The sequence below is a fragment of the Pseudomonas sp. Z3-8 genome, from assembly GCF_051131975.1.
Lineage (GTDB): Bacteria > Pseudomonadota > Gammaproteobacteria > Pseudomonadales > Pseudomonadaceae > Aquipseudomonas.
Map to the genome: position 1 here is coordinate 5,579,823 of NZ_CP071643.1, position 24,149 is coordinate 5,603,971.

Below are 24,149 nucleotides of genomic sequence, written 5' to 3' on the forward strand. Positions count from 1 at the left end.
CGTCCGGATGGCGTTTCCGACGAAAAAAAATGCTTATAATGCCCAGCGTTTTTTTTCGCTTTGTTGCTGGCATGGGTCCTTCCCTGAACCTGGCGCCTTTTTCATTCTTTGCCTGGATATCCAAAAGCCTTGATTCGTCTGCTGAAATTTTTCGGATGGTCCATCGTCGCGGTTTTCTGCGGACTGCTCCTGGGTCTGAGTGGTGCCTTTCTTTACCTTAGTCCGGGATTGCCGTCCGTGGAGGCGCTGAGAAGTATTCAGTTGCAGATTCCTCTGCGGGTCTACAGCAGCGACAATAAATTGATCGCCGAATTTGGCGAAATGCGCCGCACACCCATCCGTTTCGCCGACATTCCGCCCAATTTCATCAATGCGTTACTAAGTGCTGAAGACGACAACTTCGCCAACCACTATGGCGTCGATCCCGGTAGCCTGATGCGCGCCGCCAGCCAGCTGGTCAAGAGTGGCCACATCCAGTCCGGCGGCAGCACCATCACCATGCAGGTCGCCAAGAACTTCTTCCTGACCAGCGAGCGCAGCTTCTCGCGCAAGACCACCGAGATCCTCCTGGCCCTGCAGATCGAGCGGCAACTGACCAAGGATGAAATCCTCGAGCTGTACGTGAACAAGATTTACCTGGGCAACCGCGCCTACGGCATCGAAGCGGCGGCGCAGGTGTATTACGGCAAGTCGATCCGCGATGTGAGCCTGGCGCAGATGGCGATGATCGCCGGCCTGCCCAAGGCACCGTCGCGTTTCAATCCGTTGGCCAACCCGGCACGCAGCAAGGAGCGTCGCGACTGGATCCTGGGGCGCATGTACAAGCTCGGCAAGATCAGCGAAGCCGACTACACCGCCGCAATCAATGAGCCGCTCAACGCCAGCTATCACGTGCCGACGCCGGAAGTGAACGCCCCGTACATCGCCGAAATGGCCCGGGCCGAGATGGTCGGGCGCTATGGCAGCGACGCCTACACCGAAGGTTTCCGGGTCACCACCACGGTGCCGAGCAACCTGCAGGAAATGGCCAATACCGCGCTTCATGAAGGCCTGATGACCTACGACCAGCGCCACGGCTACCGTGGGCCGGAATCGCGCCTGCCAGGCAAGACCAAGGAAGCCTGGGCCCTGGAGCTGACCAAGCAGCGCACCATCAGCAGCCTGGAGCCGGCGATCGTCACTCAGGTGGACAAGGACGGCATCAAGGTCCTGACCCGCAATGGCGAGTCCGAAGAGCACGTGGCCTGGGACACCATGAAATGGGCCCGTCCGTTCCTCAATACCAACAGCATGGGCGCCAACCCGCGGCAGCCGTCGGACGTCGCTCAGGTCGGCGACCTGATCCGCGTACAGCGCCAGCCGGACAACTCCCTCAAGTTCAGTCAGATACCTGCCGCCCAAGGCGCGCTGGTGTCGCTGGATCCGCAGAATGGCGCGATCCGCTCGCTGGTGGGTGGCTTCGCCTTCGAGCAGAGCAATTACAACCGCGCCTTGCAGGCCAAGCGTCAACCGGGCTCGAGCTTCAAGCCGTTCGTCTACAGCGCTGCGCTGGATAACGGCTACACCGCCGCCAGCCTGGTCAACGATGCGCCGATCGTGTTTGTCGACGAGTACCTCGACAAGGTCTGGCGACCGAAGAACGACACCAATACCTTCCTCGGCCCGATTCGCCTGCGCGAAGCACTCTACAAGTCCCGCAACCTTGTCTCGATCCGCCTGCTGCAAGCGCTGGGCGTGGACCGCACCATCGACTACATCAGCAAGTTCGGCTTCAACAAGCAGGACCTGCCGCGCAACCTGTCCCTGGCACTGGGCACCGCGACCCTGACGCCAATGGAAATCGCCACGGGTTGGAGCACCTTTGCCAACGGCGGCTACAAGATCACTCCGTACATCATCGACAGGATCGAAAGCCGCAACGGCGAAACGCTGTTTGTCGCCAACCCGCCACGAGTACCGACAGGCGAGCAGGCCAGCGACGGCGTCGCCGCCCCCGCCGCCGAGACCTTCACAGTCAACGCAACTGGCGGCGAAGCCACCACCGCCCCTGGCGTACCGCAAGCGCCGGCAATCGCCGAACGCATCGTTGACGGCCGTACCACCTACATCCTCAACAGCATGCTGCAGGATGTGATCAAGCTCGGCACCGGCCGGCGCGCACTGGCACTGGGTCGCACCGACCTGGCCGGCAAGACCGGTACCACCAACGAATCGAAGGATGCGTGGTTCTCGGGCTACAACGGCGATTACGTGACCACCGTCTGGACCGGTTTCGACCAGCCCGAGAGCCTGGGTCGTCGCGAATTCGGCGGTACCGTGGCGCTGCCGATCTGGATGACCTACATGGGCGCCGCCCTCAAGGACCGGCCACCCCACACCCAGCCAGAACCGGAAGGCATCCTCAGCCTGCGGGTCGACCCGGTCAGCGGTCGCGCAGCCACCCCAGGCACGCCTGGCGCGTACTTCGAGCTGTTCAAGAGCGAAGACACGCCGCCGTCGGTCAATGAGCTGGGCAACGGTGTAGCGCCGGGTAGCCCGCTGCCGGCGGATGAGGCAGCGCCGATCGATCTGTTCTGACCGGACGCCACCGAAAAGCCCCGCCTTCGAGAGAAGCGCGGGGCTTTTTTTCAATCGGACATTGTGTAGATAACCTGTGGCGAGGGAGCTTGCTCCCGCTCGGTTGCGCAGCGACCGCCTCTTTTGGGGCTGCTTCGCAGCCCAGCGGGAGCAAGCTCCCTCGCCACGGGTTCTGTGGTTTTCTCGAAGGGGTTATTCCTATCCCAATAAAAAGCCCCGGCTCACACGAGCCGGGGCTTTTTATTGAAGCGCTACAACGGCTTAGCCGTTGAACACGTCATCCACGCTCTTGAGCGGGTAGTTCTTCGGATACGGCAGGGTGGCCACGCCAGTCTCGATCGCGGCCTTGGCCACGGCGTCGGAGATCAGGGTGATCAGGCGCGCATCCATTGGCTTCGGAATGATGTACTCACGACCGAATTCCAGCTTGATGCCGCCGTAGGCGTCACACACATCCTGAGGCACCGGCAGCTTGGCCAGTTCGCGCAGGGCGTTGGCGGCGGCAACTTTCATTTCTTCGTTGATGCGCTTGGCGCGAACGTCCAGGGCACCACGGAAGATGAACGGGAAGCCCAGTACGTTGTTGACCTGGTTCGGATAGTCCGAACGGCCGGTGGCCATGATCACGTCGCTGCGGGTGGCGTGAGCCAGTTCCGGGGAGATTTCCGGGTCCGGGTTCGAGCAGGCGAACACGATTGGGTTCGGCGCCATGCGCAGCAGGTTTTCCGGGCTCAGCAGGTTCGGCCCCGACAGGCCGACGAACACGTCTGCACCGTCCAGCGCGTCCGCCAGGGAGCGCTTGTCGGTCGCGTGGGCAAACACGGCCTTGTACTGGTTCAGGTCGTCACGGCCGGAGTGGATCACGCCGGTACGGTCGACCATGAAGATGTTTTCAATCCTGGCGCCCATGCTCACCAGCAACTTCATGCAGGAGATGGCCGCGGCACCCGCGCCCAGGCAGACGATCTTGGCTTCCGGCAGGGTCTTGCCGGCGATTTCCAGGGCATTGATCATGCCGGCTGCGGTCACGATCGCGGTGCCGTGCTGGTCATCGTGGAAAACCGGAATGTCGCACTGTTCGATCAGGGCGCGCTCGATCTCGAAGCACTCAGGTGCCTTGATGTCTTCCAGGTTGATGCCGCCGAAGGTGATGGAGATGCGCTTGACGGTGTCGATGAAGGCCTGCGGGCTTTCGGAATCGACTTCGATGTCGAACACGTCGATACCGGCGAAGCGCTTGAACAGCACGCCCTTGCCTTCCATGACCGGCTTGGAGGCCAGTGGGCCGAGGTTACCCAGGCCGAGAATCGCGGTGCCATCGGAAATGACTGCAACCAGGTTGCCCTTGCCGGTGTATTTGTAGGCCAGCTCAGGGTCGCGAGCGATCTCGCGTACTGGCTCGGCTACGCCGGGGCTGTAGGCCAGCGACAGGTCGCGGGCAGTGGCGGTGGCCTTGGTGAGCTCGACACTCAGCTTTCCTGGACGAGGATTAGCGTGATATTCGAGAGCGGCAGTTTTCAGATCAGACATGTGGGCATTCCGCTTTTTACTGTGTTGGACAGACGGACCGCCGAGGATACGCGCCTCGCAAAGTCCCTACAAGACTGACCAGTCACTGCTGTCAAGCGCCCTGCCCTACGACTTTGGGCCAAGAGCCAGGAAACACAAGGGCTTCATGGATACAATAACGTCAAAAAATGTCTACAATTATTTCCGCCTGAGCACTGCCTGCAACATTGCCGGATCAGTCAGAGGCAACATCCACCGCGCCTGCCCGGGCCTGGCCGCACCGCGCCGAGAGCGATCGACAACCCAACCACGGGCCTCGATGGTCCGGCCTTCCAGGCCCTTGAGCATCGAAGCGTCAAAGCTTCGCTGCAAATTGGCGGCAATATGCAGGACAACCGAGCCTTGCAGCTCGATCCAGATCCCGCCGCGATTGCGTTGCACACTGTCTACGCGGCCGCTGACCAGCGCAAAACCGGGGGCCTTGATCTGCTCCGCGCGCACGACGGGTGACTTCTTCCACAGCCCCAGGCCGGCTTGCCGCGCCTTGCGCTCCGCCGCCTGCTGGCATTCGACCAGATCGACATTCGGCGCAACCGCAACCAGGTAACCCAGCCCCTCGGCAATCAACTGCTCTTCCAGGTTGCGACCTTGCTGGTCATAGACATGGGCCAGCGTGCGCCCGTAGTCGTCCCGGTCGTCCTTGCCAGGCGACACCCTGACCCGACCGGCGCTGGCAGCCACCAGCGCCTCGAGCCGCTGGCGCGCCACCACGGCAAACGGCTCGTCAGCACGCCCGCGCTTTCCCAGTTCCGGACTGTTGAGACCGATCATGCGGATGCGACGACCGTCGCTGAGGTACAAGGTGTCGCCATCGACTACCCGTTGCACGGCCACGTCGGGCAGTCCAACCGGGGACGGGCACGCCGCCTGGGCACCAGAGAGCCAAATCGCGGACACAAAAAAGGCGCCCGCTAGGGACGCCTTTTTCATCAGCCTGGAATAGCCGGAACGACTTTCCAAGATGATCAGCCTCAGGCTTTTGGAGTAACTTTGCCGAAAGCACCGAAACGATCGGCGAACTTCTGAACACGGCCGCCGGTATCCAGAGTCTTTTGCTTACCGGTGTAGAACGGGTGGCATTCGTTGCAAACGTCGATCGCCAGGGCTTTGCCGTAGGTCGAACGCGTTTCGAACTTGTTGCCGCAGCTGCAGGTTACGGCCACAACTGGGTAGTCCGGATGGATATCGGTTTTCATGGTGTTTTCCTCAGGCTAGCGTGCCGCCACCCAACACTATTGTTGAATACCGCACGTAATTAGGCCGCGGATTCTACCAGACAAGATTAATCACGCAAGCTACAACTTGTACCAACCGTCTGCTAGGCTCCCCGCCTCATGCGCCAGCTCCTCTGTGGGAGCGAGCCTGCTCGCGAAGGCGGTGGACCCGTCGCATGAGTATTGCTTGACGCTCCGCTTTCGCGAGCAGGCTCGCTCCCACAAGGATCGCGCCAGGTTTTCTGAATTTGCTTGTCTATCGAGACCCTCCCGCGTGCCCGACGCCATCCTGCGCCTCGCCCTGCCATCGCCCCTGCGACGTCTGTTCGACTACCGTGCCCCAGCCGGGGTAACACGCGCCCAGTTGCAGCCGGGCATGCGCCTGCGGGTGCCGTTCGGCCGGCGGGAAATGATCGGGATCCTGGTGGAAGTCACCGATCACAGCGAAGTGCCGGTCGACAAGCTCAAACCGGCCCTGGCGCTGCTCGACGCCACGCCACCGCTGCCCGCGGCGCTGTTCAAACTGTGCCTGTGGACCGCACAGTATTATCAGCACAGCCTGGGCGACACCCTGAGCTGGGCGTTACCGGTGCTGTTGCGCCAGGGCGAACCGGCCGAGGCACGCCAGGAGCGATTCTGGTCGGTGACGCCGGGCGCCTCGCTGGATGACCCGCGCATCGCCCGCGCACCGCGCCAACGCGAGGCCCTGGCGACCCTGGCCCAGCATCCCCATGGGGTAGCGCACCAGCTGTTGAGCAAGTTGATGCTCAGCAAGGACAGCCTTGACCTGCTGCTGGCCAAGAATCTCGTCCAGGTAGAAGTCCGCCGGCACGCCCCCGACGCCCGCCACGAACACTGGCTGGCCCAGCCGGAACTGCCGCTCAACGCCGAACAGCGGACCGCTTGCGAGGCGATTCGCGCGGGTTTCGACAGTTATCACGCCTTTCTGCTGGCGGGCGTCACCGGCAGCGGCAAGACCGAGGTCTACCTGCAACTGATCCGTCAGACCCTCGAAGCCGGCAAGCAGGCTTTGGTGCTGATTCCGGAAATCAACCTGGGCCCACAGACCCTGGCGCGCTTCGAGCAGCGCTTCAATGCGCGCATCGCCCTGGTGCATTCGGCGGTCAACGACCGCGAGCGCCTGGAAGCCTGGCTCGCCGCGCGCGACGGCGAGGCAGACATCATCATCGGCACCCGCTCGGCGCTGTTCACGCCGATGAAAAACCCCGGATTGATCATCATCGATGAAGAACACGACGGCTCCTATAAACAGCAGGAAGGCCTGCGCTACCACGCCCGTGACCTGGCGCTGGTGCGGGCTCGCCAGGAAAACATCCCGATCGTGCTCGGCTCGGCTACGCCCTCCCTGGAAAGCCTGCACAACGCCTACACCGGTCGCTACGGCCTGCTGCGCCTCAACGAGCGGGCCGGCGGCGCCAAGCAGCCGCGCTTCCTGCGCCTGGATGTGAAAAGCCGCCCGCTGGACAGCGGCATTTCCGGACCGATGCAGCAAGCCATCGGCCAGACCCTGGCCGCTGGGCAGCAGGTGCTGGTGTTTCTCAACCGCCGAGGGTTCGCCCCGACCCTGCTGTGCCATGACTGCGGCTGGATGTCCGGCTGCGAACGCTGCGACGCGCGAATGACCGTGCATCAGCGCTACGGCGAACTGCGCTGCCACCATTGCGGACATTCCGAGCGGGTGCCGAGGCACTGCCCGCAGTGCGGGAAAGTGGACCTGCGCCCGGTAGGCGCCGGCACCGAGCGCGCCGAAGAGCGCCTGGGCATCCTGTTTCCCGATTACCCGGTGCTGCGGGTGGATCGCGACAGCACCTCGCGCAAGGATGCGATGAATCAGCTGTTCGCCACGATCCAGAAAGGCCAGCCGTGCATCCTGGTAGGCACGCAGATGCTCGCCAAGGGGCATCACTTCCCGCGCGTGACGCTGGTATCGATCCTGGATGCCGACGGTGGGTTGTTTTCCGGTGACTTCCGCGCGAGCGAGCGCATGGCGCAGTTGATCGTCCAGGTCGCGGGCCGCGCCGGACGGGCCGAGGAACCGGGCAAAGTGATTATCCAGACCCACCTGGCCGACCACCCGCTGCTGATCCAGCTGACCGAGCAGGGCTACTTCGCCTTCGCCGAGCAGGCCTTGAGCGAACGTCGCGCCGCCGGGCTGCCGCCGTTCGCCCATCTGGCGCTGCTGCGGGCCGAGGCCCACAAGCCAGGACAGGCCGAAGGCTTCCTGGACGAAGCGTGCAGCGAGGCCGAGCGCCTGCTGGCGGAACAGAGCCTCAGCGGGATCGAACTATTGGGCCCGGTGCCGGCTCCGATGGAACGGCGGGCGGGACGTTATCGCGCACAGCTTTTATTACAGGCCAATGCCCGCGCACCGCTGCATCGGTTGCTGAGCGCCTGGTTGCTGGTACTGGAACAACTGCCCAGCGGGCGGGCGGTGCGCTGGTCGCTGGATGTGGATCCGGTGGATTTGTATTAATGGATCGCTAACCTGGCCCTTGTGGGAGCGAGCTTGCTCGCGATGGCGGCGGATCAGCTTGCATGAATATTGAATGCCAGACCGCTATCGCGAGCAAGCTCGCTCCCACAGGGGATTGCGTACATCCAGGCCAGCAAGAATAGTCGCCGCACATACCCGCTCGACCCGCTACAGTTGGCAAGCTCGCCCGCGCCACGGATAATGCCCAGTTTTTCCACCAGCGCATCGAAGCGCCGCCGCGCCTGCGGTTGAAAGAGAAGACCATGAAAGACACCATTCGCCAGCTTATCCAGCAAGCCATCACCCAACTCGTCACTGAAGGTGTGCTGCCAGAAGGCCTGTCGCCGGCGATTCAGGTCGAGAACACCCGCGACAAGACCCACGGTGACTTCGCCAGCAACATCGCGATGATGCTCGCCAAACCGGCCGGCATGAAACCTCGCGACCTGGCGGAGAAGATTATCGCCGCATTGCCGGCCGACGAAAACGTCACCAAGGCCGAAATTGCCGGCCCCGGGTTCATCAACTTCTTCCAGAATACCCAGGCGCTGGCCTCGCGGCTGGACGCGGCCCTGGCCGACGAGCGCCTCGGCGTACGCAAGGCCGGCCCGTTGCAGCGCACCGTGGTTGACCTGTCGGCCCCCAACCTCGCCAAGGAAATGCACGTCGGCCACCTGCGCTCGACCATCATTGGCGATGGCGTGGCGCGCGTCCTGGAGTTTCTCGGTGACACGGTGATCCGCCAGAACCACGTCGGCGACTGGGGCACCCAGTTCGGCATGCTGATGGCCTACCTGCAGGAAAACCCGATCACCAGCGACGAGCTCTCGGACTTGGAAAACTTCTACCGCGCCGCCAAGCAACGCTTCGACGAGTCGCCCGAGTTCGCCGACCGCGCCCGTGGCCTGGTGGTCAAGCTGCAGGCCGGCGATGCCGAGTGCCTGGCGCTGTGGACAAAGTTCAAGGACATCTCGCTGTCCCACTGCCAGAAGATCTACGAGCTGCTGAACGTCAAGCTGAGCATGGCCGACGTGATGGGCGAAAGCGCCTACAACGACGACCTGATCAACGTGGTCAACGACCTCCGGGCCAAAGGCATGCTGGTGGAAAGCAACGGCGCCCAGTGCGTATTCCTCGACCAGTTCAAGACCGCCGATGGCGAGCCGCTGCCGGTGATCATCGTCAAGGCTGACGGTGGCTACCTCTACGCCACCACTGACCTGGCGGCCGTGCGTTATCGCAACGGCGTGCTGAAGGCCGATCGGGTCCTGTATTTCGTCGACCAGCGCCAGGCCCTGCACTTCCAGCAAGTGTTCGAAGTGGCCCGCCTGGCCGGTTTCGTGACCCATCCGATGGAAATGGAACACATGGGGTTCGGCACCATGAACGGCGCCGATGGTCGCCCGTTCAAGACCCGCGATGGCGGCACGGTGAAGCTGATCGACCTGCTCACCGAAGCCCAGGACCGTGCGTACACCCTGGTCAAGGGCAAGAACCCGGAGCTGGCCGAAGACGAACTGCGCAAGATCGCCAAGGTGGTCGGCATCGACGCAGTGAAATACGCCGACCTGTCGAAGCACCGCACCAGCGACTACAGCTTCAACTTCGACCTGATGCTCAACTTCGAAGGCAACACCGCACCGTACCTGCTGTACGCCTACACCCGCGTGGCGGGCGTGTTCCGCAAACTCGGCAAGGGCTTCGACGAAATCGAGGGCCAGATCGTTCTCGAAGCCGCCCACGAGCAGGAGCTGGCGGCCAGGCTGGCGCAGTTCGGTGAAGTCCTGAACAACGTGGCCGACAAGGGCACGCCGCACACCTTGTGCGCCTACCTGTACGACGTCGCCGGGCTGTTTTCCAGCTTCTACGAGAATTGCCCGATCCTCAACGCCGAGACCCCGGCACAAATGCAGAGCCGCCTGCGCCTTGCCGCGCTGACCGGGCGCACGCTCAAGCAAGGCCTGGAACTGCTGGGCCTGGAAACGCTGGAGCGCATGTAACTTGGCCGCCAAGAAAAAACCTGCACCCAAACGCGGCGCCAGTCGTTACCAGCCTCCGGCCAAACAGCCGATTCCGGGCTGGTTGTGGATGGCGATCGGCCTGACTGTCGGCGCATTCATCGTATTCCTGATGAAGCTGGAACCGGGCCAGGGCGACGACGTCAAGCGTGTTCGGCAAGAGCAGCAGAAAGCCACGCGGATCGCCGAGGCCAACAAGACCCCGCCGAGCCCGACACAACCGGTGAAGCCGAAATACGACTTCTACACCTTGCTGCCGGAATCGGAGGTCATCGTGCCGCCCGATGCGGTGCCGGAGAAAACCCTGCCGACGCCGCAGGTGCCGACCACGCCAGTGACCCCAGCCGAAGCGGCGAAGATCGACACCGCCCGCGCCCAGGCCGCCCTGGCCGGCATTACGCCGCCACCGGCCCCGCCGGTGCAGAAGGCCGCGCCGGTGACAAAATTCTTCCTGCAGGCCGGCTCGTTCCGCAAGGAAGCCGACGCCGACAAGGTCCGGGCGCAGATCATTCTGCTGGGCCAGTCGGTGTCGGTGGAGTCCGGAACCGTGAAGGACGAAACCTGGTATCGCGTACTGGTCGGACCGTTCAGCAACCGCGAAGAACTGACCAAGGCCCAGAAACAACTAGCCGGCAGCGGTTTCAGCAACCTGTTGTTACAACAACGCCAGAGCCGCTGATTCTGACGAAAGCATTTGTGGCAGCGGGGCTTTTCGTGGCGAGGGAGCTTGCTCCCGCTGGGTCGGTCCGACGCCTCGGGCGTAGCAGCCCCAAAAGCTTGGGACCGCTGCGCGCTCCAGCGGGAGCAAGCTCCCTCGCCACAGTGAATGCCTTTGCCACAAACTTGATTGGCCCTCGGGACGCCACTCATCCCCTCCCCCGCCCCGCAGTTGAAAAACCCCACGCCACCCCCATATGAGTTCCATCCGGGCATTTTCGCCCCGCTGCGTGGAGACTCTTCCCTTGACCACCATCGTTTCAGTCCGCCGTCACGGCAAAGTCGTCATGGGCGGCGACGGCCAGGTTTCATTGGGCAACACCGTGATGAAAGGCAACGCGAAGAAAGTCCGCCGCCTGTATCACGGCCAGGTCATCGCCGGTTTCGCCGGGGCCACCGCCGACGCCTTCACCCTGTTCGAACGTTTTGAAGGCCAACTTGAAAAACATCAGGGTCACCTTGTCCGCGCGGCCGTCGAGCTGGCCAAGGAGTGGCGCACCGACCGTTCCCTGAGCCGCCTCGAAGCCATGCTTGCGGTGGCCAACAAGGATGCTTCCTTGATCATTACCGGCAACGGCGACGTGGTTGAACCGGAAGACGGCCTGATCGCCATGGGCTCCGGTGGCGCCTACGCCCAGGCTGCCGCCAGCGCCCTGCTGAAAAAGACCGACCTGTCGGCTCGCGAGATCGTCGAGACTGCCCTGGGCATCGCCGGCGACATCTGCGTCTTCACCAACCACACCCAGACCATTGAGGAGCAGGACCTCGCGGAGTAAGCCCTTCCAGGCCCAGACTCCCGCTTGAGGACCGCCAATTATTATGTCCATGACTCCCCGCGAAATCGTCCACGAACTCAATCGCCACATCATCGGCCAGGACGATGCCAAGCGCGCCGTCGCCATCGCCCTGCGTAACCGCTGGCGCCGGATGCAACTGCCGGAAGAACTGCGCGTCGAAGTGACCCCCAAGAACATCCTGATGATCGGCCCGACCGGTGTCGGCAAGACCGAGATCGCCCGGCGCCTGGCCAAGCTCGCCAACGCGCCATTCATCAAGGTCGAAGCCACCAAGTTCACCGAAGTCGGCTACGTGGGCCGCGACGTCGAGTCGATCATTCGTGACCTGGCCGATGCGGCGATCAAGCTGCTGCGCGAACAGGAAATCACCAAGGTTCGCCATCGGGCCGAAGACGCCGCTGAAGAGCGCATTCTCGATGCCCTGCTGCCGCCGGCGCGCATGGGCTTCAACGCCGACGCCGCTACGACCCAGGACTCCAATACCCGCCAACTGTTCCGCAAACGCCTGCGCGAAGGCCAGCTGGACGACAAGGAGATCGAGATCGAAGTGGCCGAAATGGCCGGCGTCGACATTTCCGCGCCGCCAGGCATGGAAGAAATGACCAACCAGTTGCAGAGCCTGTTCGCCAACATGGGCAAGGGCAAGAAGAAAAGCCGCAAGCTCAAGGTCAAGGAAGCGTTGAAGCTGGTGCGCGATGAAGAGGCCAGTCGCCTGGTCAACGAAGAGGAACTGAAGGCCAAGGCCCTGGAAGCGGTCGAGCAGCACGGCATCGTGTTCATCGACGAAATCGACAAGGTCGCCAAGCGCGGCAATGTCGGCGGCGCCGACGTTTCCCGCGAAGGCGTGCAACGCGACCTGCTGCCGTTGATCGAAGGCTGCACGGTGAACACCAAGCTGGGCATGGTCAAGACCGACCACATCCTGTTCATTGCCTCCGGTGCGTTCCACCTGAGCAAGCCGAGCGACCTGGTGCCTGAGCTGCAAGGCCGCTTGCCGATCCGGGTCGAACTCAAGGCGCTGTCGCCGGAAGACTTCGAGCGCATCCTGAGCGAGCCCCATGCGTCGCTGACCGAACAATACTGCGCGCTGCTCAAGACCGAAGGCCTGAACATCGAGTTCGCGCCGGAAGGCATCAAGCGCCTGGCGCAGATCGCCTGGCAGGTCAACGAGAAGACCGAGAACATCGGTGCCCGGCGCCTGCACACGCTGCTTGAACGCCTGCTCGAGGAAGTCTCGTTCAGCGCCGGCGACCTGGCCAGCGCCCACAACGAAGCGCCGATCATCATCGACGCCGAATACGTCAACAGCCACCTGGGCGAGCTGGCGCAGAACGAAGACCTGTCGCGGTATATCCTGTAGGCCACCGACAGGTTTCCCCGGAACCTGTGGGAGCGAGCTTGCTCGCGATGGCGGCATAACATTCAACCCTTGTGTTGACTGTCAAACCGCTATCGCGAGCAAGCTCGCTCCCACATGGACCGCGTCGTTTTGGAGATCAACGCGTCCTTCAGAGACGGATCACAGGCCATGACCAGACTCCCCACCGCCATCAACCTGCACAAAGCCTCCAAGACCCTGACGCTGAAATACGCGCCGGACGAGGAGTATCACCTGCCCGCGGAATTCCTGCGGGTGCACTCGCCTTCGGCCGAGGTCCAGGGCCACGGCAAACCTATCCTGCAATACGGCAAGCTCGGCGTCGGCCTGACCAAGGTCGAACCGGCCGGCCAATACGCACTGAAACTGACCTTCGACGATGGCCATGACAGCGGATTGTTCACCTGGGACTATCTGTACCAGCTGGCGGTGCGCCAGGAAGACCTGTGGAACGATTATCTCGCCAAACTCAAGGCGGCCGGAAAAACCCGCGACCCGAATGCGTCCGTCGTCAAGCTGATGCTCTAGCTCAAGGGCTGGCGCATTAGGGCGAATTTTCTAGACTCATCTGCTTGAATGCCTGCGCGGCAAGGTCAATGACTGGCCTGCTTGCGAAAAAAATTAAACTCGGGTAACCAATGGAGCTGGCAAGTTCCCTGCAAAGGAACCGGCGAGTTCCTGGCACACGTTTCCTCATTGCCCTCGATGCGGAATTAATGGTCACCCCGAGCAGCGTACCTGGTATTGGCCTTGCGCTTCTGGCACGGTCCCCGGTACTCGTCTGAAGGACAATGGAGCGTCGTAGATGAGCAACAAGAACAACGATGAGTTGAAGTACCAAGCTTCGGAAAACACCCTGGGCTTGAATCCCGTCGTCGGCTTGCGCAGGAAAGACCTGCTGGCCTCTGCCCGGATGGTGCTGACCCAGACCATCAAACAACCGCTGCACAGCGTCAAGCACGTCGCCCATTTCGGCGCTGAACTGAGGAAAGTCCTGTTCGGCAAATCCGAGTTGCAGCCCGCCAGTGATGACCGTCGTTTCAACGACCCGGCGTGGAGCCAGAACCCGCTCTACAGACGTTATCTGCAAACCTATCTGGCGTGGCGCAAGGAGCTGCACGCCTGGATCGACGACAGCAGCCTTTCGCCCCAGGACATCAGCCGTGGGCACTTCGTGATCAACCTGATGACCGAAGCCATGGCCCCGACCAACTCGGCGGCCAACCCGGCGGCGGTCAAGCGCTTCTTCGAAACCGGTGGCAAGAGCCTGCTCGATGGCCTGTCCCACCTGGCCAAGGACCTGGTGCACAACGGCGGGATGCCGAGCCAGGTCGACATGGGCGCATTCGAAGTCGGCAAGAGCCTGGGCGTGACCGAAGGCGCGGTAGTCTTTCGCAATGACGTGCTGGAGCTGATCCAGTACCGCCCCATCACCGAGCAGGTCCATGAGCGACCGTTGCTGGTGGTGCCGCCGCAAATCAACAAGTTCTACGTATTCGACCTGAGCCCGGACAAGAGCCTGGCGCGCTTCTGCCTGCGCAGCAACGTGCAGACCTTCATCATCAGCTGGCGCAACCCCACCAAGGCGCAGCGCGAGTGGGGCCTGTCGACCTACATCGAAGCGCTCAAGGAAGCGGTGGACGTGGTCACGGCCATCACCGGCAGCAAGGACGTAAACATGCTGGGCGCCTGCTCGGGCGGCATCACCTGCACCGCCCTGCTCGGCCATTACGCCGCGCTGGGGGAGAAAAAGGTCAATGCCCTGACCCTGCTGGTGAGTGTTTTGGACACCACCCTGGACACCGACGTGGCGCTGTTCGTCGACGAGCAGACCCTGGAAACGGCCAAGCGCCATTCCTACCAGGCCGGCGTGCTGGAAGGCCGCGACATGGCCAAGGTGTTCGCCTGGATGCGGCCCAATGACCTGATCTGGAACTACTGGGTGAACAACTACCTGCTGGGCAACGAGCCGCCGGTGTTCGACATCCTGTTCTGGAACAACGACACCACGCGACTCCCGGCGGCGTTCCATGGCGACCTCATCGAGATGTTCAAGAACAACCCGCTGATCCGTCCCAACGCACTGGAAGTGTGCGGCACGCCGATCGACCTCAAGCAGGTCAGCGCCGATATCTTTTCCCTGGCCGGCACCAACGACCACATCACCCCGTGGAAGTCCTGCTACAAATCGGCGCAGCTGTTCGGCGGCAAGGTTGAATTCGTGCTGTCGAGCAGCGGTCACATCCAGAGCATTCTCAACCCGCCGGGCAATCCCAAGTCACGCTACATGACCAGTGAAGACATGCCGGCCAAGGCCGAGGACTGGATGGAAAACTCCACCAAGCACACCGACTCCTGGTGGCTGCACTGGCAAGCCTGGCAGGCTGAACGCTCGGGCAAGCTGAAGAAGGCCCCTACCGTGCTGGGCAACAAGACGTATGTGGCCGGGGAAGCGGCGCCGGGCACTTATGTGCATGAGCGGTAAAGAATGCTGTTCGTCCGCTGCAGGACTGGGTTTGCTCACGAATGCCCCCCGGCAGCCGACACTGAATGCAAGGCCCACAGCGTTGGTGAACACAGACTCAGGTTCACAGCAGATCCAATGTGGGAGCGAGCTTGCTCGCGATGGCGGCGGCACAGTCAAACTTTGTCTGTGCTGACAGACCGCAATCGCGAGCAGGCTCGCTCCCACAGGAGATCCGGGAAAAATGAAAGACCGCGACCCAACCCACAGGGCTTGAAGCATGCCGCAACCGTACATTTTCCGTACCGTCGATCTGGATGGCCAGACCTTGCGCACCGCTGTACGTCCCGGCAAGCCTCACTTGACGCCGCTGCTGATTTTCAACGGCATCGGCGCCAACCTGGAGCTGGTCTTCCCGTTCATCGAGGCCCTGGACCCGGACCTGGAAGTGATCGCCTTCGATGTGCCCGGGGTCGGCGGTTCGTCGACGCCGAGCCGGCCGTATCGTTTTCCGGGCCTGGCCAAGCTTACCGCGCGGATGCTCGATTACCTCGACTATGGGCAGGTCAACGTGATCGGTGTGTCCTGGGGCGGCGCCCTGGCCCAGCAGTTCGCCCATGATTATCCGGAGCGCTGCAAGAAGCTGGTGCTCGCCGCCACGGCCGCTGGCGCGGTGATGGTGCCGGGCAAGCCGAAGGTGCTGTGGATGATGGCCAGTCCCCGACGCTACGTGCAGCCGTCCCATGTGATGCGCATCGCGCCGCTGATCTACGGCGGCTCGTTCCGCCGCGACCCAAGCCTGGCGGCTCGTCACGCGGCCAAGGTGCGTTCGGCGGGCAAGCTCGGTTATTACTGGCAACTGTTCGCGGGCCTCGGCTGGACCAGCATCCATTGGCTGCACAAGATCCACCAGCCGACCTTGATCCTGGCCGGGGATGACGACCCGCTGATCCCCCTGATCAACATGCGCATGCTGGCCTGGCGCATCCCCAATTCGCAGTTGCACATCATCGATGACGGCCACCTGTTCCTGATCACCCGGGCCGAGGCCGTGGCGCCGATCATCATGAAGTTCCTCGAGGAAGAACGTCAGCGCGCGGTCATGCACCCGCATCCCGCGCCGCTGGGTGGCGGCTGACACCGCCCATTTGCGCCTGGCAGGACGCCGGATCGCGCAACTACCCGAAACAGCGACTATGTTGTCTGGTTCGGTGTGTTTGTTTTCAGCCTGATGATGAAGGAGTTGACTCATGCGCGACAAACCGGCGAAGGGTTCCATGCCCGCCCCTGCCAGCTTCATCAACGCACAGAGTGCGGTCACCGGCCTGCGCGGCAGGGACCTGCTGTCGACCCTGCGCAACGTTGCCGCCCATGGTCTGCGCAACCCGGTCCACAGTGCCCGTCACGCGTTGAGGCTCGGCGGCCAGCTGGGGCGCGTCCTGCTGGGGGAAACCCTGCACCCGACCAACCCCGACGACAAACGCTTCGCCGACCCCACCTGGCAGCTCAACCCGTTTTATCGCCGCAGCCTGCAGGCCTACCTGAGCTGGCAGAAAGAAGTCCGCCAGTGGATCGATGAGGGCGGCATGAGCCCGGATGATCAGGCCCGTGCGCATTTTGCCTTTTCCCTGCTCAACGACGCGGTATCGCCGTCCAATACCCTGCTTAATCCGCTGGCAATCAAGGAGCTGTTCAATTCCGGAGGCAGCAGCCTGATTCGCGGGATCAGCCATCTGGTCGACGACCTGCTGCACAACGACGGGTTGCCCCGGCAAGTCACGCCACACGCCTTTGAAGTCGGCAAGACCCTGGCGAGTACGCCCGGCGCAGTGGTGTTTCGCAACGAGCTGCTGGAACTGATCCAGTACAAGCCGATGAGCGAAAAGCAATACGCCACGCCGCTGCTGATCGTGCCGCCGCAGATCAACAAGTTCTACATCTTCGACCTGAGCCCTTCCAACAGCTTCGTCCAGTACGCTCTGAAAAACGGCTTGCAGGTGTTCATCATCAGCTGGCGAAACCCGGACGTGCGCCATCGGGAATGGGGCCTGTCCAGTTATGTCGAGGCGACGGAAGAAGCCATGAACGTCTGCCGGGCGATCACCGGCGCCCGCGAAGTCAACCTCATGGGCGCCTGCGCCGGCGGCATGACCATCGCCGCCCTGCAGGGCCATCTGCAAGCCAAGCGCCAACTGCGCCGGGTGGCCAGCGCCACCTACCTGGTGAGCTTGCTGGACAGCGAGGTCGAGAGCCCGGCCACGCTGTTCATCGATGAACAGACCCTCGAAGCCGCCAAGCGCCGCTCCTATCAGAAAGGCATTCTCGATGGCCGCGACATGGCTCGGGTCTTCGCCTGGATGCGGCCCAACGACTTGATCTGGACCTACTTCGTCAACAACTACCTGCTGGGCAAGGAGCCGCCGGCGTTCGACATTCTCTACTGGAACAACGACTGCACGCGCCTTCCAGCGGCCTATCACGGCGACCTGCTGGATTTTTTCAAGCACAACCCGCTGACACGGCCGGGCGCCCTGGAAGTGTGCGGCACGCCTATCGACTTGCAGAAAGTCACCGTGGACAGCTTCAGCGTGGCCGGCATCAACGACCACATCACGCCGTGGGATGCGGTGTACCGTTCGACGTTGCTGCTGGGCGGCGAACGACGTTTCGTGCTGTCCAACAGCGGACACGTCCAGAGCATCCTCAACCCGCCAGGCAACCCCAAGGCCAACTACATTGAAAATCCGAAACTGAGCAGCGACCCGCGCGCCTGGTACTACGACGCCAAGCACATCGAGGGCAGTTGGTGGACCCAATGGCTGGGTTGGATCCAGGAGCGCTCCGGCGCCCAACACGAAACGCTGATGACGCTGGGCAACGCGAAATACCCGGCCCTGGAAGCGGCACCCGGGAATTACGTACGGGTACGCTGAACGCCTCGTCCCACGGTCGCACTGCGGGCCGTGGAAAGACTCCACCGACCAAGAAGACCGGATGAAAACCCGCGACCGAATCCTCGAGTGTGCCCTGCAATTATTCAACGAGAAGGGCGAGCCGAATGTTTCCACCCTCGAAGTCGCCAACGAGCTGGGCATCAGCCCCGGCAACCTTTACTACCACTTCCATGGCAAGGAACCGCTGATACTCGGATTGTTCGAGCGATTCCAGGCCGAGCTCGCACCGCTGCTGGATCCGCCCGCCGACGCGCAACTGGCGCCGGAGGACTACTGGTTGTTCCTGCATTTGATCGTCGAGCGCCTGGCCCAATACCGGTTCCTCTTCCAGGACCTCTCGAACCTGGCGGGGCGCCTGCCGAAACTGGCCAAGGGTATCCGCCAGTTGCTCAACGCGTTGAAACGGACCCTGGCCTCATTGCTGGCGCAGCTCAAGGCCCAGGGCCTGCTGGTGAGCGACACCCAGGCACTCGGGCAACTGGTGGAGCAGATCACCCTGACGTTGCTGTTTTCGCTGGATTATCAGCGGATCCTCGATCGCGAGGGCGAGGTTCGCCTGGTGGTCTATCAGATCATGATGCTGGTGGCGCCGCACTTGCCGCCGGCGATCAAGGTCGCGACCGAGCAGATGGCGTTGCGGTATCTGGAAGAGCACGACTAACGGCCAACTGCGGCAGCCCCATGTGGGAGCGAGCCTGCTCGCGAAGACGGAGTGTCAGTAGAAGAGATATCGACTGACCCGGCGCTTTCGCGAGCAGGCTCGCTCCCACCCGACTCGCACACAATTTGGGTCTACCGCAAAAAAAACGCCCGACCTTCACAGGCCGGGCGTTTTTGCACGTCCCGGAAAATCAGGACTGGCTGGTAGGCGTCGACGGAGCCGGCGCTGGATTCGGAGTGGCTACCGGGGTTGGAGCCGAGGCAGAGTTTGCCGTGCTCGTCGGGGTGGCCGGTTTGGCGGCCGCGGCCGGCGCCTTGGGTGCGGCTGCTTTTGGCGCGGACGGTTTTTTCACTGCGGGCTTTTTCGCCGCGGCCGGTTTTGCTTCGGCTTTTGCCGCTGGCTTGGCAGCCGGTTTGGCCGCAGCTGGTTTAGCCGCCGCCGTCTTGGCCGCAGGCTTGGCGGCAGGTTTGGCTGCAGTTTTTGCCGCGACGGGTTTGGCCGCCGCCTTGGCTGCAGGCTTGGCCGCTGCGGTTTTGGCTACTGGCTTGGCCACTGCTTTGGCCGCAGGCTTGGCGACGGTTTTTGCCGCCGCCTTGACCAGTGGCTTGGCTGCCGTCTTCGCTGCAGGCTTGGCCGCCGCCGTCCTGGTTGCAGCAGGCTTGGTCGCGACCGGCGTGACCTTGGCCCCGGTGAGTTTTTCGATCTGCCTGGTCAGGGTGTCGACCTTGCTGTGCAGTTCCTTGACTTCATTGCGGCTCGGCACGCCCAGGCGGGAAATTGCACTGTTCAGACGCTTGTCAAAAGCCCCTTCCAGCTCATCCCACTTGCCCAGTGCACGATCCTTCACGCCGCCCATGCGCGACTTGGTGGACTCGGCAGAATCCTTGGCGGCATCGACTTGTTTGCCGACCGCCGTCTTGGTGAGTTTTTCGGCCTTCTCGCCGTCCTTGACCAGGGACTCGAAGAGTTTGCTGCCGTCAGTGTCGATCTTCGAGTACACGCCTAAACCAGCAAGCCAGATTTTGCGGGAGTACTTTTCAATCTTCCCGGCCCACGAGCTGCCTTCTTTTTCGGTGATTTTCTTGCCAGCCATCCCGTTCTCCTTAATGTTTACGCGCGACACGTTCGAGCAATGCCGTCAGCTCATCGAGCTTAGCAGAGAGTGTCTCAACGTCATGTTTAGACGGAATGCCGATACGATTCAAGGCACTTGCAACACGCGCGTCGAATACCTTCTCGACTTTGTCGAGTTGAACTTCAACCCGAGCCTTGAAAGTATTGACGTCGGTCTTGGCTTCGATCAGTTCGCTGTTCGCCGCTTCAAGTTTCCCGGCAATGTTCTTTTTGCCTTTGGTTTCAACAACTTCACCGGCCTTGACCAGCCCCTTGAAGTAGTCGCTGCCCTCCTGACCGACCTTGATATAAGCGCCCAGGCCCGCCAGCCAGATCTTGCGCGCGTACGTTTTCACGTCGCCCAGCGTGGAAGATTCAACGTCGGTTTTTTTCTTCAGAATAACTTTGGCCATGGTGCACCTCACTCGAAGACAGGTTTGAGCAACTGCCCGCACACGGTCGGGCTCAGGCACAAAGTAGTGAGAATAATTAGAAAGGGCACCCTAACAACTGACATAAAATCCGAAGCCATTGGCACGCACCTGTGGGAGCGAGCTTGCTCGCGATTTGCATTGTGTCAGTCGCATCAAGGTTGGCTGACATGCCGCCATCGCGAGCAAGCTCGCTCCCACAGTAAGTTAGGTGGTGAAGTTAAATCTGCATTCCACCCACCCTTCCAATCAATCAAGCCAACGCCTTGTCCAGCGCCTTTTCGATTTCCGTCTTGATTGTCCCGCTCATGGCCGACATCAACATGCCCAGCTCCACTTCGACGCGGATCGAATCCTCGCCCACATGCACTTCACCCTTGACCCCGGAACGCTTGAGCTTCAGCGTGTCGCCCTCCCACTTGGGCTCCAGGCCATAGCTGTCGGACAGTTTCCGGGCCAGCTTGTCGGCCTTTTCGCGGGCCGCTTCCTTGCCCAGGTCATGGGCACGCTCAACAGTAATACGGGCCATCTGTTAACTCCTGCTTGATCGAGACTTGCCTGAACGTTTGCGACCCTGCCTGCGTCAAAACGTCCGGGCGGTGGCTCATCTTACCTGCAGCCTTGCCAAGACAAAGCCCTCCACCGGGATTAGAATGTCCCGCATTCTTTTTTGGTGACCGCGATATGACTGATCAGCGCAAAGGCAGCGATGCCGAACCCACCACACACTTCGGCTTCAAGAACGTGCCGGAAAGCCAGAAAGCGGAGAAAGTCGCCGAGGTTTTCCACTCGGTGGCCGCCAAGTACGACTTGATGAACGACCTGCTCTCGGGCGGCATGCATCGCCTCTGGAAGCGTTTCGCGATCGAGCTGTCGGGCGTGCGCAGCGGCAACCGCGTGCTGGACATTGCCGGCGGTACCGGTGACCTGACCAAGAAGTTCTCCCACATCGTCGGCCCCACCGGCCATGTGGTGCTCGCCGACATCAACGAATCCATGCTCAAGGTCGGCCGTGACCGCCTGCTCGACCTGGGCGTGGCCGGCAACGTCGAGTTCGTCCAGGCCGACGCCGAGAAGTTGCCGTTCCCCGACAACCATTTCGACTGCGTGACCATCGCCTTCGGCCTGCGCAACGTCACCCACAAGGAAGATGCCCTGCGCTCGATGTTGCGCGTGCTCAAGCCCGGTGGCCGGCTGTTGGTACTGGAGTTTTCCAAGCCAACCAATGCGCTGATGTCCAAGGCTTATGACGCCTACTCGTTCGCCTTCATGCCCTTGATGGGCAAGCTGATCACCAACGACGCGGAAAGTTATCGTTACCTGGCCGAATCGATCCGCATGCACCCCGACCAGGAAACGCTGAAGTCAATGATGGTCGAAGCCGGTTTCGATCGGGTGACCTACCACAACATGACGTCCGGCATCGTCGCCCTGCACCGCGGTATCAAGCCCTGATGTTGCTCACCGGGCTGCTCGCCAGTGTAGAACTCGGTATCAACCGGGTCCTGCGCCTGGACAGCACGGCGCCGATGCGCCTGGCACACTTGAGCGGTAAGGTGATTGCCGTCGACTGCCGCAGCCCGGCGTTGCAGCTGTTCATCCTGCCCAGCGACGAAGGCCTGATGCTCGCCGCCCATTGGGAGGCCGAGGCCGACTGCACGCTGCGCGCCCCGGCGTCGAGCCTGCTGGAGTTGGCCCTGAGCAAGAACAAGACCGCGGTGCTGCACAGCCCCGACGTCGAGCTCGACGGCGATAGCGGCGTGCTGCTGGAGCTGGCGGCGATTGTCCAGGACCTGGAACTGGACTGGGAATACGAAGTGTCCCGCTGGATCGGCCCGGTCGCCACCCAATTGCTCAGTGGCCATCTGCGCAGCCGCTCCCGCTGGTACCGCCAGGGCTTCGCCAGCCTGGGACAGAATCTGAGTGAATACCTGGCCGAGGAATCGCGTACGCTCGTAGGCCAACGCGAAGCCCAGGCCCGTTTTGCCGAACTGGACCAGATCAAGCTCGATCTGGAACGTCTCGAGGCGCGTTTCGAGCGCCTTTCCCGATCCCTTGAACCCAAGCGATAACGCATGAAGCTGCTTGCCGTCCGCCGTCTGTTGCGCATCCAGCGCGTCGTGATCCGCTACCGCCTCGATGACCTGCTGTTCGCCCTGCCGCTGCCCTGGTTTCTCCTGGCACTGCGCTTTGTGCTGCCGTGGCGCTGGTTCCCCCGTCGAACGCTGGACTTGAGCCGCGGCGCACGCCTGCGCCTGGCCTTGCAGGACCTGGGGCCGATCTTCATCAAGTTCGGGCAGATCCTCTCGACCCGTCGCGACCTGCTCCCAGAAGACATCGCCGACGAACTGATGCTGCTGCAGGATCGCGTGCCGCCCTTCGACTCGAAACTGTCGGTAGCGCTGATCGAGGCGCAGCTGGGCAAGAAGATCAGCGAAGTCTTCAGCCGTTTCGACGTCGAGCCGCTGGCCTCGGCGTCGGTCGCCCAGGTCCACGCCGCCCAGCTCAAGACGGGTGAAGAAGTGGTGGTCAAGGTGATCCGCCCGGGCCTCAAGCCGATCATTGCCCAGGACCTGGCCTGGCTGTTCATCCTTGCCCGCGCCGCCGAGCGGGTGTCAGCCGATGCACGCCTGCTGCACCCGGTGGATGTGGTCCAGGACTATGAAAAAACCATCTTCGATGAGCTCGACCTGCTGCGCGAGGCCGCCAACGCCAGCCAGCTGCGGCGCAATTTCGAGGGCTCGCCGCTGCTGTACGTGCCGCAAGTCTATTGGGACTGGTGCCGGCCGAAAGTGCTGGTGATGGAGCGCATCTACGGGATCCAGGTGACCGACCTGGCAACCCTCGCCGACCAGCGCACCGACATGAAACTGCTTGCCGAGCGCGGCGTGGAGATTTTCTTCACCCAGGTGTTTCGCGACAGCTTCTTCCACGCCGACATGCACCCGGGCAACATCTTCGTCAGCACCGTGCAACCGTGGAGCCCGCAGTACATCGCCATCGACTGCGGCATCGTCGGCAGCCTCACCCCCGAGGACCAGGATTACCTGGCGCGCAACCTGTTCGCCTTCTTCAAGCGTGACTACCGCCGCGTCGCGCAGTTGCACATCGATTCGGGCTGGGTGCCGGCCGAGACCAAGCTCAACGAATTCGAAGCGGCGATCCGCACCGTGTGCGAACCGATCTTCGAAAAACCGTTAAAAGATATTTCATTCGGCCAGGTGCTGATGCGCCTGTTCCAGACTGCGCGCCGCTTCAACATGGAGGTCCAGCCGCAGTTGGTGTTGCTGCAAAAAACCCTGTTGAACATCGAAGGCCTCGGTCGCCAGCTGTACCCGGACCTGGATTTGTGGAACACCGCCCAGCCCTTCCTCGAACGCTGGATGCGCGAGCGCGTCAGCCCGAAGACCTTGCTGGGCAACGTCCAGAGCCAGTTCGAGCAGATTCCGCATTTGGCCAACATGACCCGCGATCTGCTCGAACGCATGTCCCAGCCCCATGCCCATGACCCTGCTCCACCCTGGAAACAGCGGCGCGACGACTGGTTCCTGCGCCTGCTTGGCGCGGCTCACCTGGGTGGCGGCGCCGTGCTGGCCGCCGGTGGCCCGTTGAGCGAACTGGGCCATTGGCCCGCCGGGATCATGGTGGCCGTCGGTTTGTATCTGGTCGTTCGTCGATAGCACGAAACAGCTGCAAGCGATAAGCTGCAAGCCGCGAGCTCAAACGGTTGGACCTATCACTCAACCCCTACACAGAATCGCT

The 24,149-nt window shown here is 62.2% G+C and carries 19 protein-coding genes and 1 pseudogene; 14 read left to right on the forward strand and 6 right to left on the reverse strand.

Features of this window, described 5'->3' with window-relative positions:
* The first annotated feature begins 132 nt into the window (after positions 1-132).
* A complete protein-coding gene (locus J3P94_RS25355) occupies positions 133-2,577 on the forward strand; it encodes a penicillin-binding protein 1A (RefSeq protein ID WP_434574301.1) in 2,445 nt (814 codons plus the stop codon).
* Positions 2,578-2,838: 261 nt separating this feature from the next.
* Here J3P94_RS25355 and J3P94_RS25360 read toward each other — a convergent pair whose 3' ends face one another.
* The 3 genes from J3P94_RS25360 to rpmE all read right to left on the reverse strand — a co-directional run bounded on the left by J3P94_RS25360 (position 2,839) and on the right by rpmE (position 5,342).
* Complete coding sequence (locus tag J3P94_RS25360; protein ID WP_434570160.1) at positions 2,839-4,107, reverse strand: malic enzyme-like NAD(P)-binding protein; 1,269 nt, start codon at positions 4,105-4,107, stop codon at positions 2,839-2,841.
* Between the two features lie 177 nt (positions 4,108-4,284).
* On the reverse strand, positions 4,285-5,076 hold the full coding sequence (locus J3P94_RS25365; protein WP_434574303.1) for a thermonuclease family protein: 792 nt from the start codon (positions 5,074-5,076) through the stop codon (positions 4,285-4,287).
* Positions 5,077-5,117: 41 nt separating this feature from the next.
* A complete protein-coding gene (rpmE, locus tag J3P94_RS25370; RefSeq protein WP_305497356.1) occupies positions 5,118-5,342 on the reverse strand; it encodes a 50S ribosomal protein L31 in 225 nt (74 codons plus the stop codon).
* Positions 5,343-5,634: 292 nt separating this feature from the next.
* Here rpmE and J3P94_RS25375 point away from each other — a divergent pair, with 292 nt between their 5' ends.
* The 10 genes from J3P94_RS25375 (at position 5,635) to J3P94_RS25420 (ending at position 18,843) form a co-directional block, all read left to right on the forward strand.
* Positions 5,635-7,854: a primosomal protein N' gene (locus J3P94_RS25375; RefSeq protein ID WP_434570162.1), complete on the forward strand. Its 2,220-nt coding sequence runs from the start codon at positions 5,635-5,637 to the stop codon at positions 7,852-7,854.
* 263 nt (positions 7,855-8,117) lie between these two features.
* Positions 8,118-9,854, forward strand: a complete 1,737-nt coding sequence (argS, locus tag J3P94_RS25380) for an arginine--tRNA ligase (protein WP_305497358.1) — start codon at positions 8,118-8,120, stop codon at positions 9,852-9,854.
* Between the two features lies 1 nt (position 9,855).
* Positions 9,856-10,551 carry an SPOR domain-containing protein gene (locus J3P94_RS25385; protein ID WP_186639635.1) on the forward strand — a complete coding sequence of 232 codons (696 nt, stop codon included), beginning with the start codon at positions 9,856-9,858 and terminating at the stop codon, positions 10,549-10,551.
* A 283-nt stretch (positions 10,552-10,834) separates the two neighbouring features.
* Entirely contained in the window at positions 10,835-11,365 is a 531-nt protein-coding gene (gene hslV / locus J3P94_RS25390; protein WP_003186641.1) for an ATP-dependent protease subunit HslV, read from the forward strand.
* 43 nt (positions 11,366-11,408) lie between these two features.
* Positions 11,409-12,746, forward strand: a complete 1,338-nt coding sequence (hslU, locus tag J3P94_RS25395; protein WP_305497360.1) for an ATP-dependent protease ATPase subunit HslU — start codon at positions 11,409-11,411, stop codon at positions 12,744-12,746.
* Positions 12,747-12,914: 168 nt separating this feature from the next.
* Positions 12,915-13,292, forward strand: coding sequence for a gamma-butyrobetaine hydroxylase-like domain-containing protein (locus J3P94_RS25400; RefSeq protein WP_434570165.1), 378 nt, complete (start codon positions 12,915-12,917; stop codon positions 13,290-13,292).
* Positions 13,293-13,569: 277 nt separating this feature from the next.
* The gene (phaC, locus tag J3P94_RS25405; protein ID WP_434570167.1) at positions 13,570-15,249 is read left to right on the forward strand and encodes a class II poly(R)-hydroxyalkanoic acid synthase; all 1,680 of its coding nucleotides are present in this window, start codon (positions 13,570-13,572) and stop codon (positions 15,247-15,249) included.
* A 259-nt stretch (positions 15,250-15,508) separates the two neighbouring features.
* Complete coding sequence (phaZ, locus tag J3P94_RS25410; protein ID WP_039592414.1) at positions 15,509-16,366, forward strand: poly(3-hydroxyalkanoate) depolymerase; 858 nt, start codon at positions 15,509-15,511, stop codon at positions 16,364-16,366.
* Positions 16,367-16,478: 112 nt separating this feature from the next.
* Positions 16,479-18,161: a class II poly(R)-hydroxyalkanoic acid synthase gene (phaC, locus tag J3P94_RS25415; protein WP_434570169.1), complete on the forward strand. Its 1,683-nt coding sequence runs from the start codon at positions 16,479-16,481 to the stop codon at positions 18,159-18,161.
* A gap of 61 nt (positions 18,162-18,222) precedes the next feature.
* Positions 18,223-18,843 (forward strand): TetR/AcrR family transcriptional regulator, encoded by a 621-nt coding sequence (locus J3P94_RS25420; RefSeq protein WP_434570170.1) that lies wholly within the window; start codon positions 18,223-18,225, stop codon positions 18,841-18,843.
* Between the two features lie 190 nt (positions 18,844-19,033).
* Here J3P94_RS25420 and J3P94_RS25425 read toward each other — a convergent pair whose 3' ends face one another.
* The 3 genes from J3P94_RS25425 to J3P94_RS25435 form a co-directional block, all read right to left on the reverse strand.
* Positions 19,034-19,936 (reverse strand): phasin family protein, encoded by a 903-nt coding sequence (locus tag J3P94_RS25425; protein ID WP_434570172.1) that lies wholly within the window; start codon positions 19,934-19,936, stop codon positions 19,034-19,036.
* Positions 19,937-19,946: 10 nt separating this feature from the next.
* Positions 19,947-20,369 (reverse strand): phasin family protein, encoded by a 423-nt coding sequence (locus J3P94_RS25430; protein WP_434570174.1) that lies wholly within the window; start codon positions 20,367-20,369, stop codon positions 19,947-19,949.
* Positions 20,370-20,640: 271 nt separating this feature from the next.
* Positions 20,641-20,916, reverse strand: coding sequence for a polyhydroxyalkanoic acid system family protein (locus tag J3P94_RS25435; protein ID WP_434570176.1), 276 nt, complete (start codon positions 20,914-20,916; stop codon positions 20,641-20,643).
* Positions 20,917-21,071: 155 nt separating this feature from the next.
* Between J3P94_RS25435 and ubiE the strand changes: the two genes are divergently transcribed.
* From ubiE to ubiB, 3 genes and pseudogenes are all read left to right on the forward strand, one after another.
* A complete protein-coding gene (gene ubiE, locus J3P94_RS25440; RefSeq protein ID WP_024779926.1) occupies positions 21,072-21,842 on the forward strand; it encodes a bifunctional demethylmenaquinone methyltransferase/2-methoxy-6-polyprenyl-1,4-benzoquinol methylase UbiE in 771 nt (256 codons plus the stop codon).
* A pseudogene (locus J3P94_RS25445) lies at positions 21,842-22,466 on the forward strand (ubiquinone biosynthesis accessory factor UbiJ). Before ubiE ends, J3P94_RS25445 begins: the two are co-directional and overlap by 1 nt.
* Positions 22,463-24,067, forward strand: a complete 1,605-nt coding sequence (gene ubiB / locus J3P94_RS25450; RefSeq protein ID WP_434570178.1) for a ubiquinone biosynthesis regulatory protein kinase UbiB — start codon at positions 22,463-22,465, stop codon at positions 24,065-24,067. The pseudogene J3P94_RS25445 and the gene ubiB overlap by 4 nt, the downstream one beginning before the upstream one ends.
* The last annotated feature ends 82 nt before the right edge of the window (positions 24,068-24,149 follow it).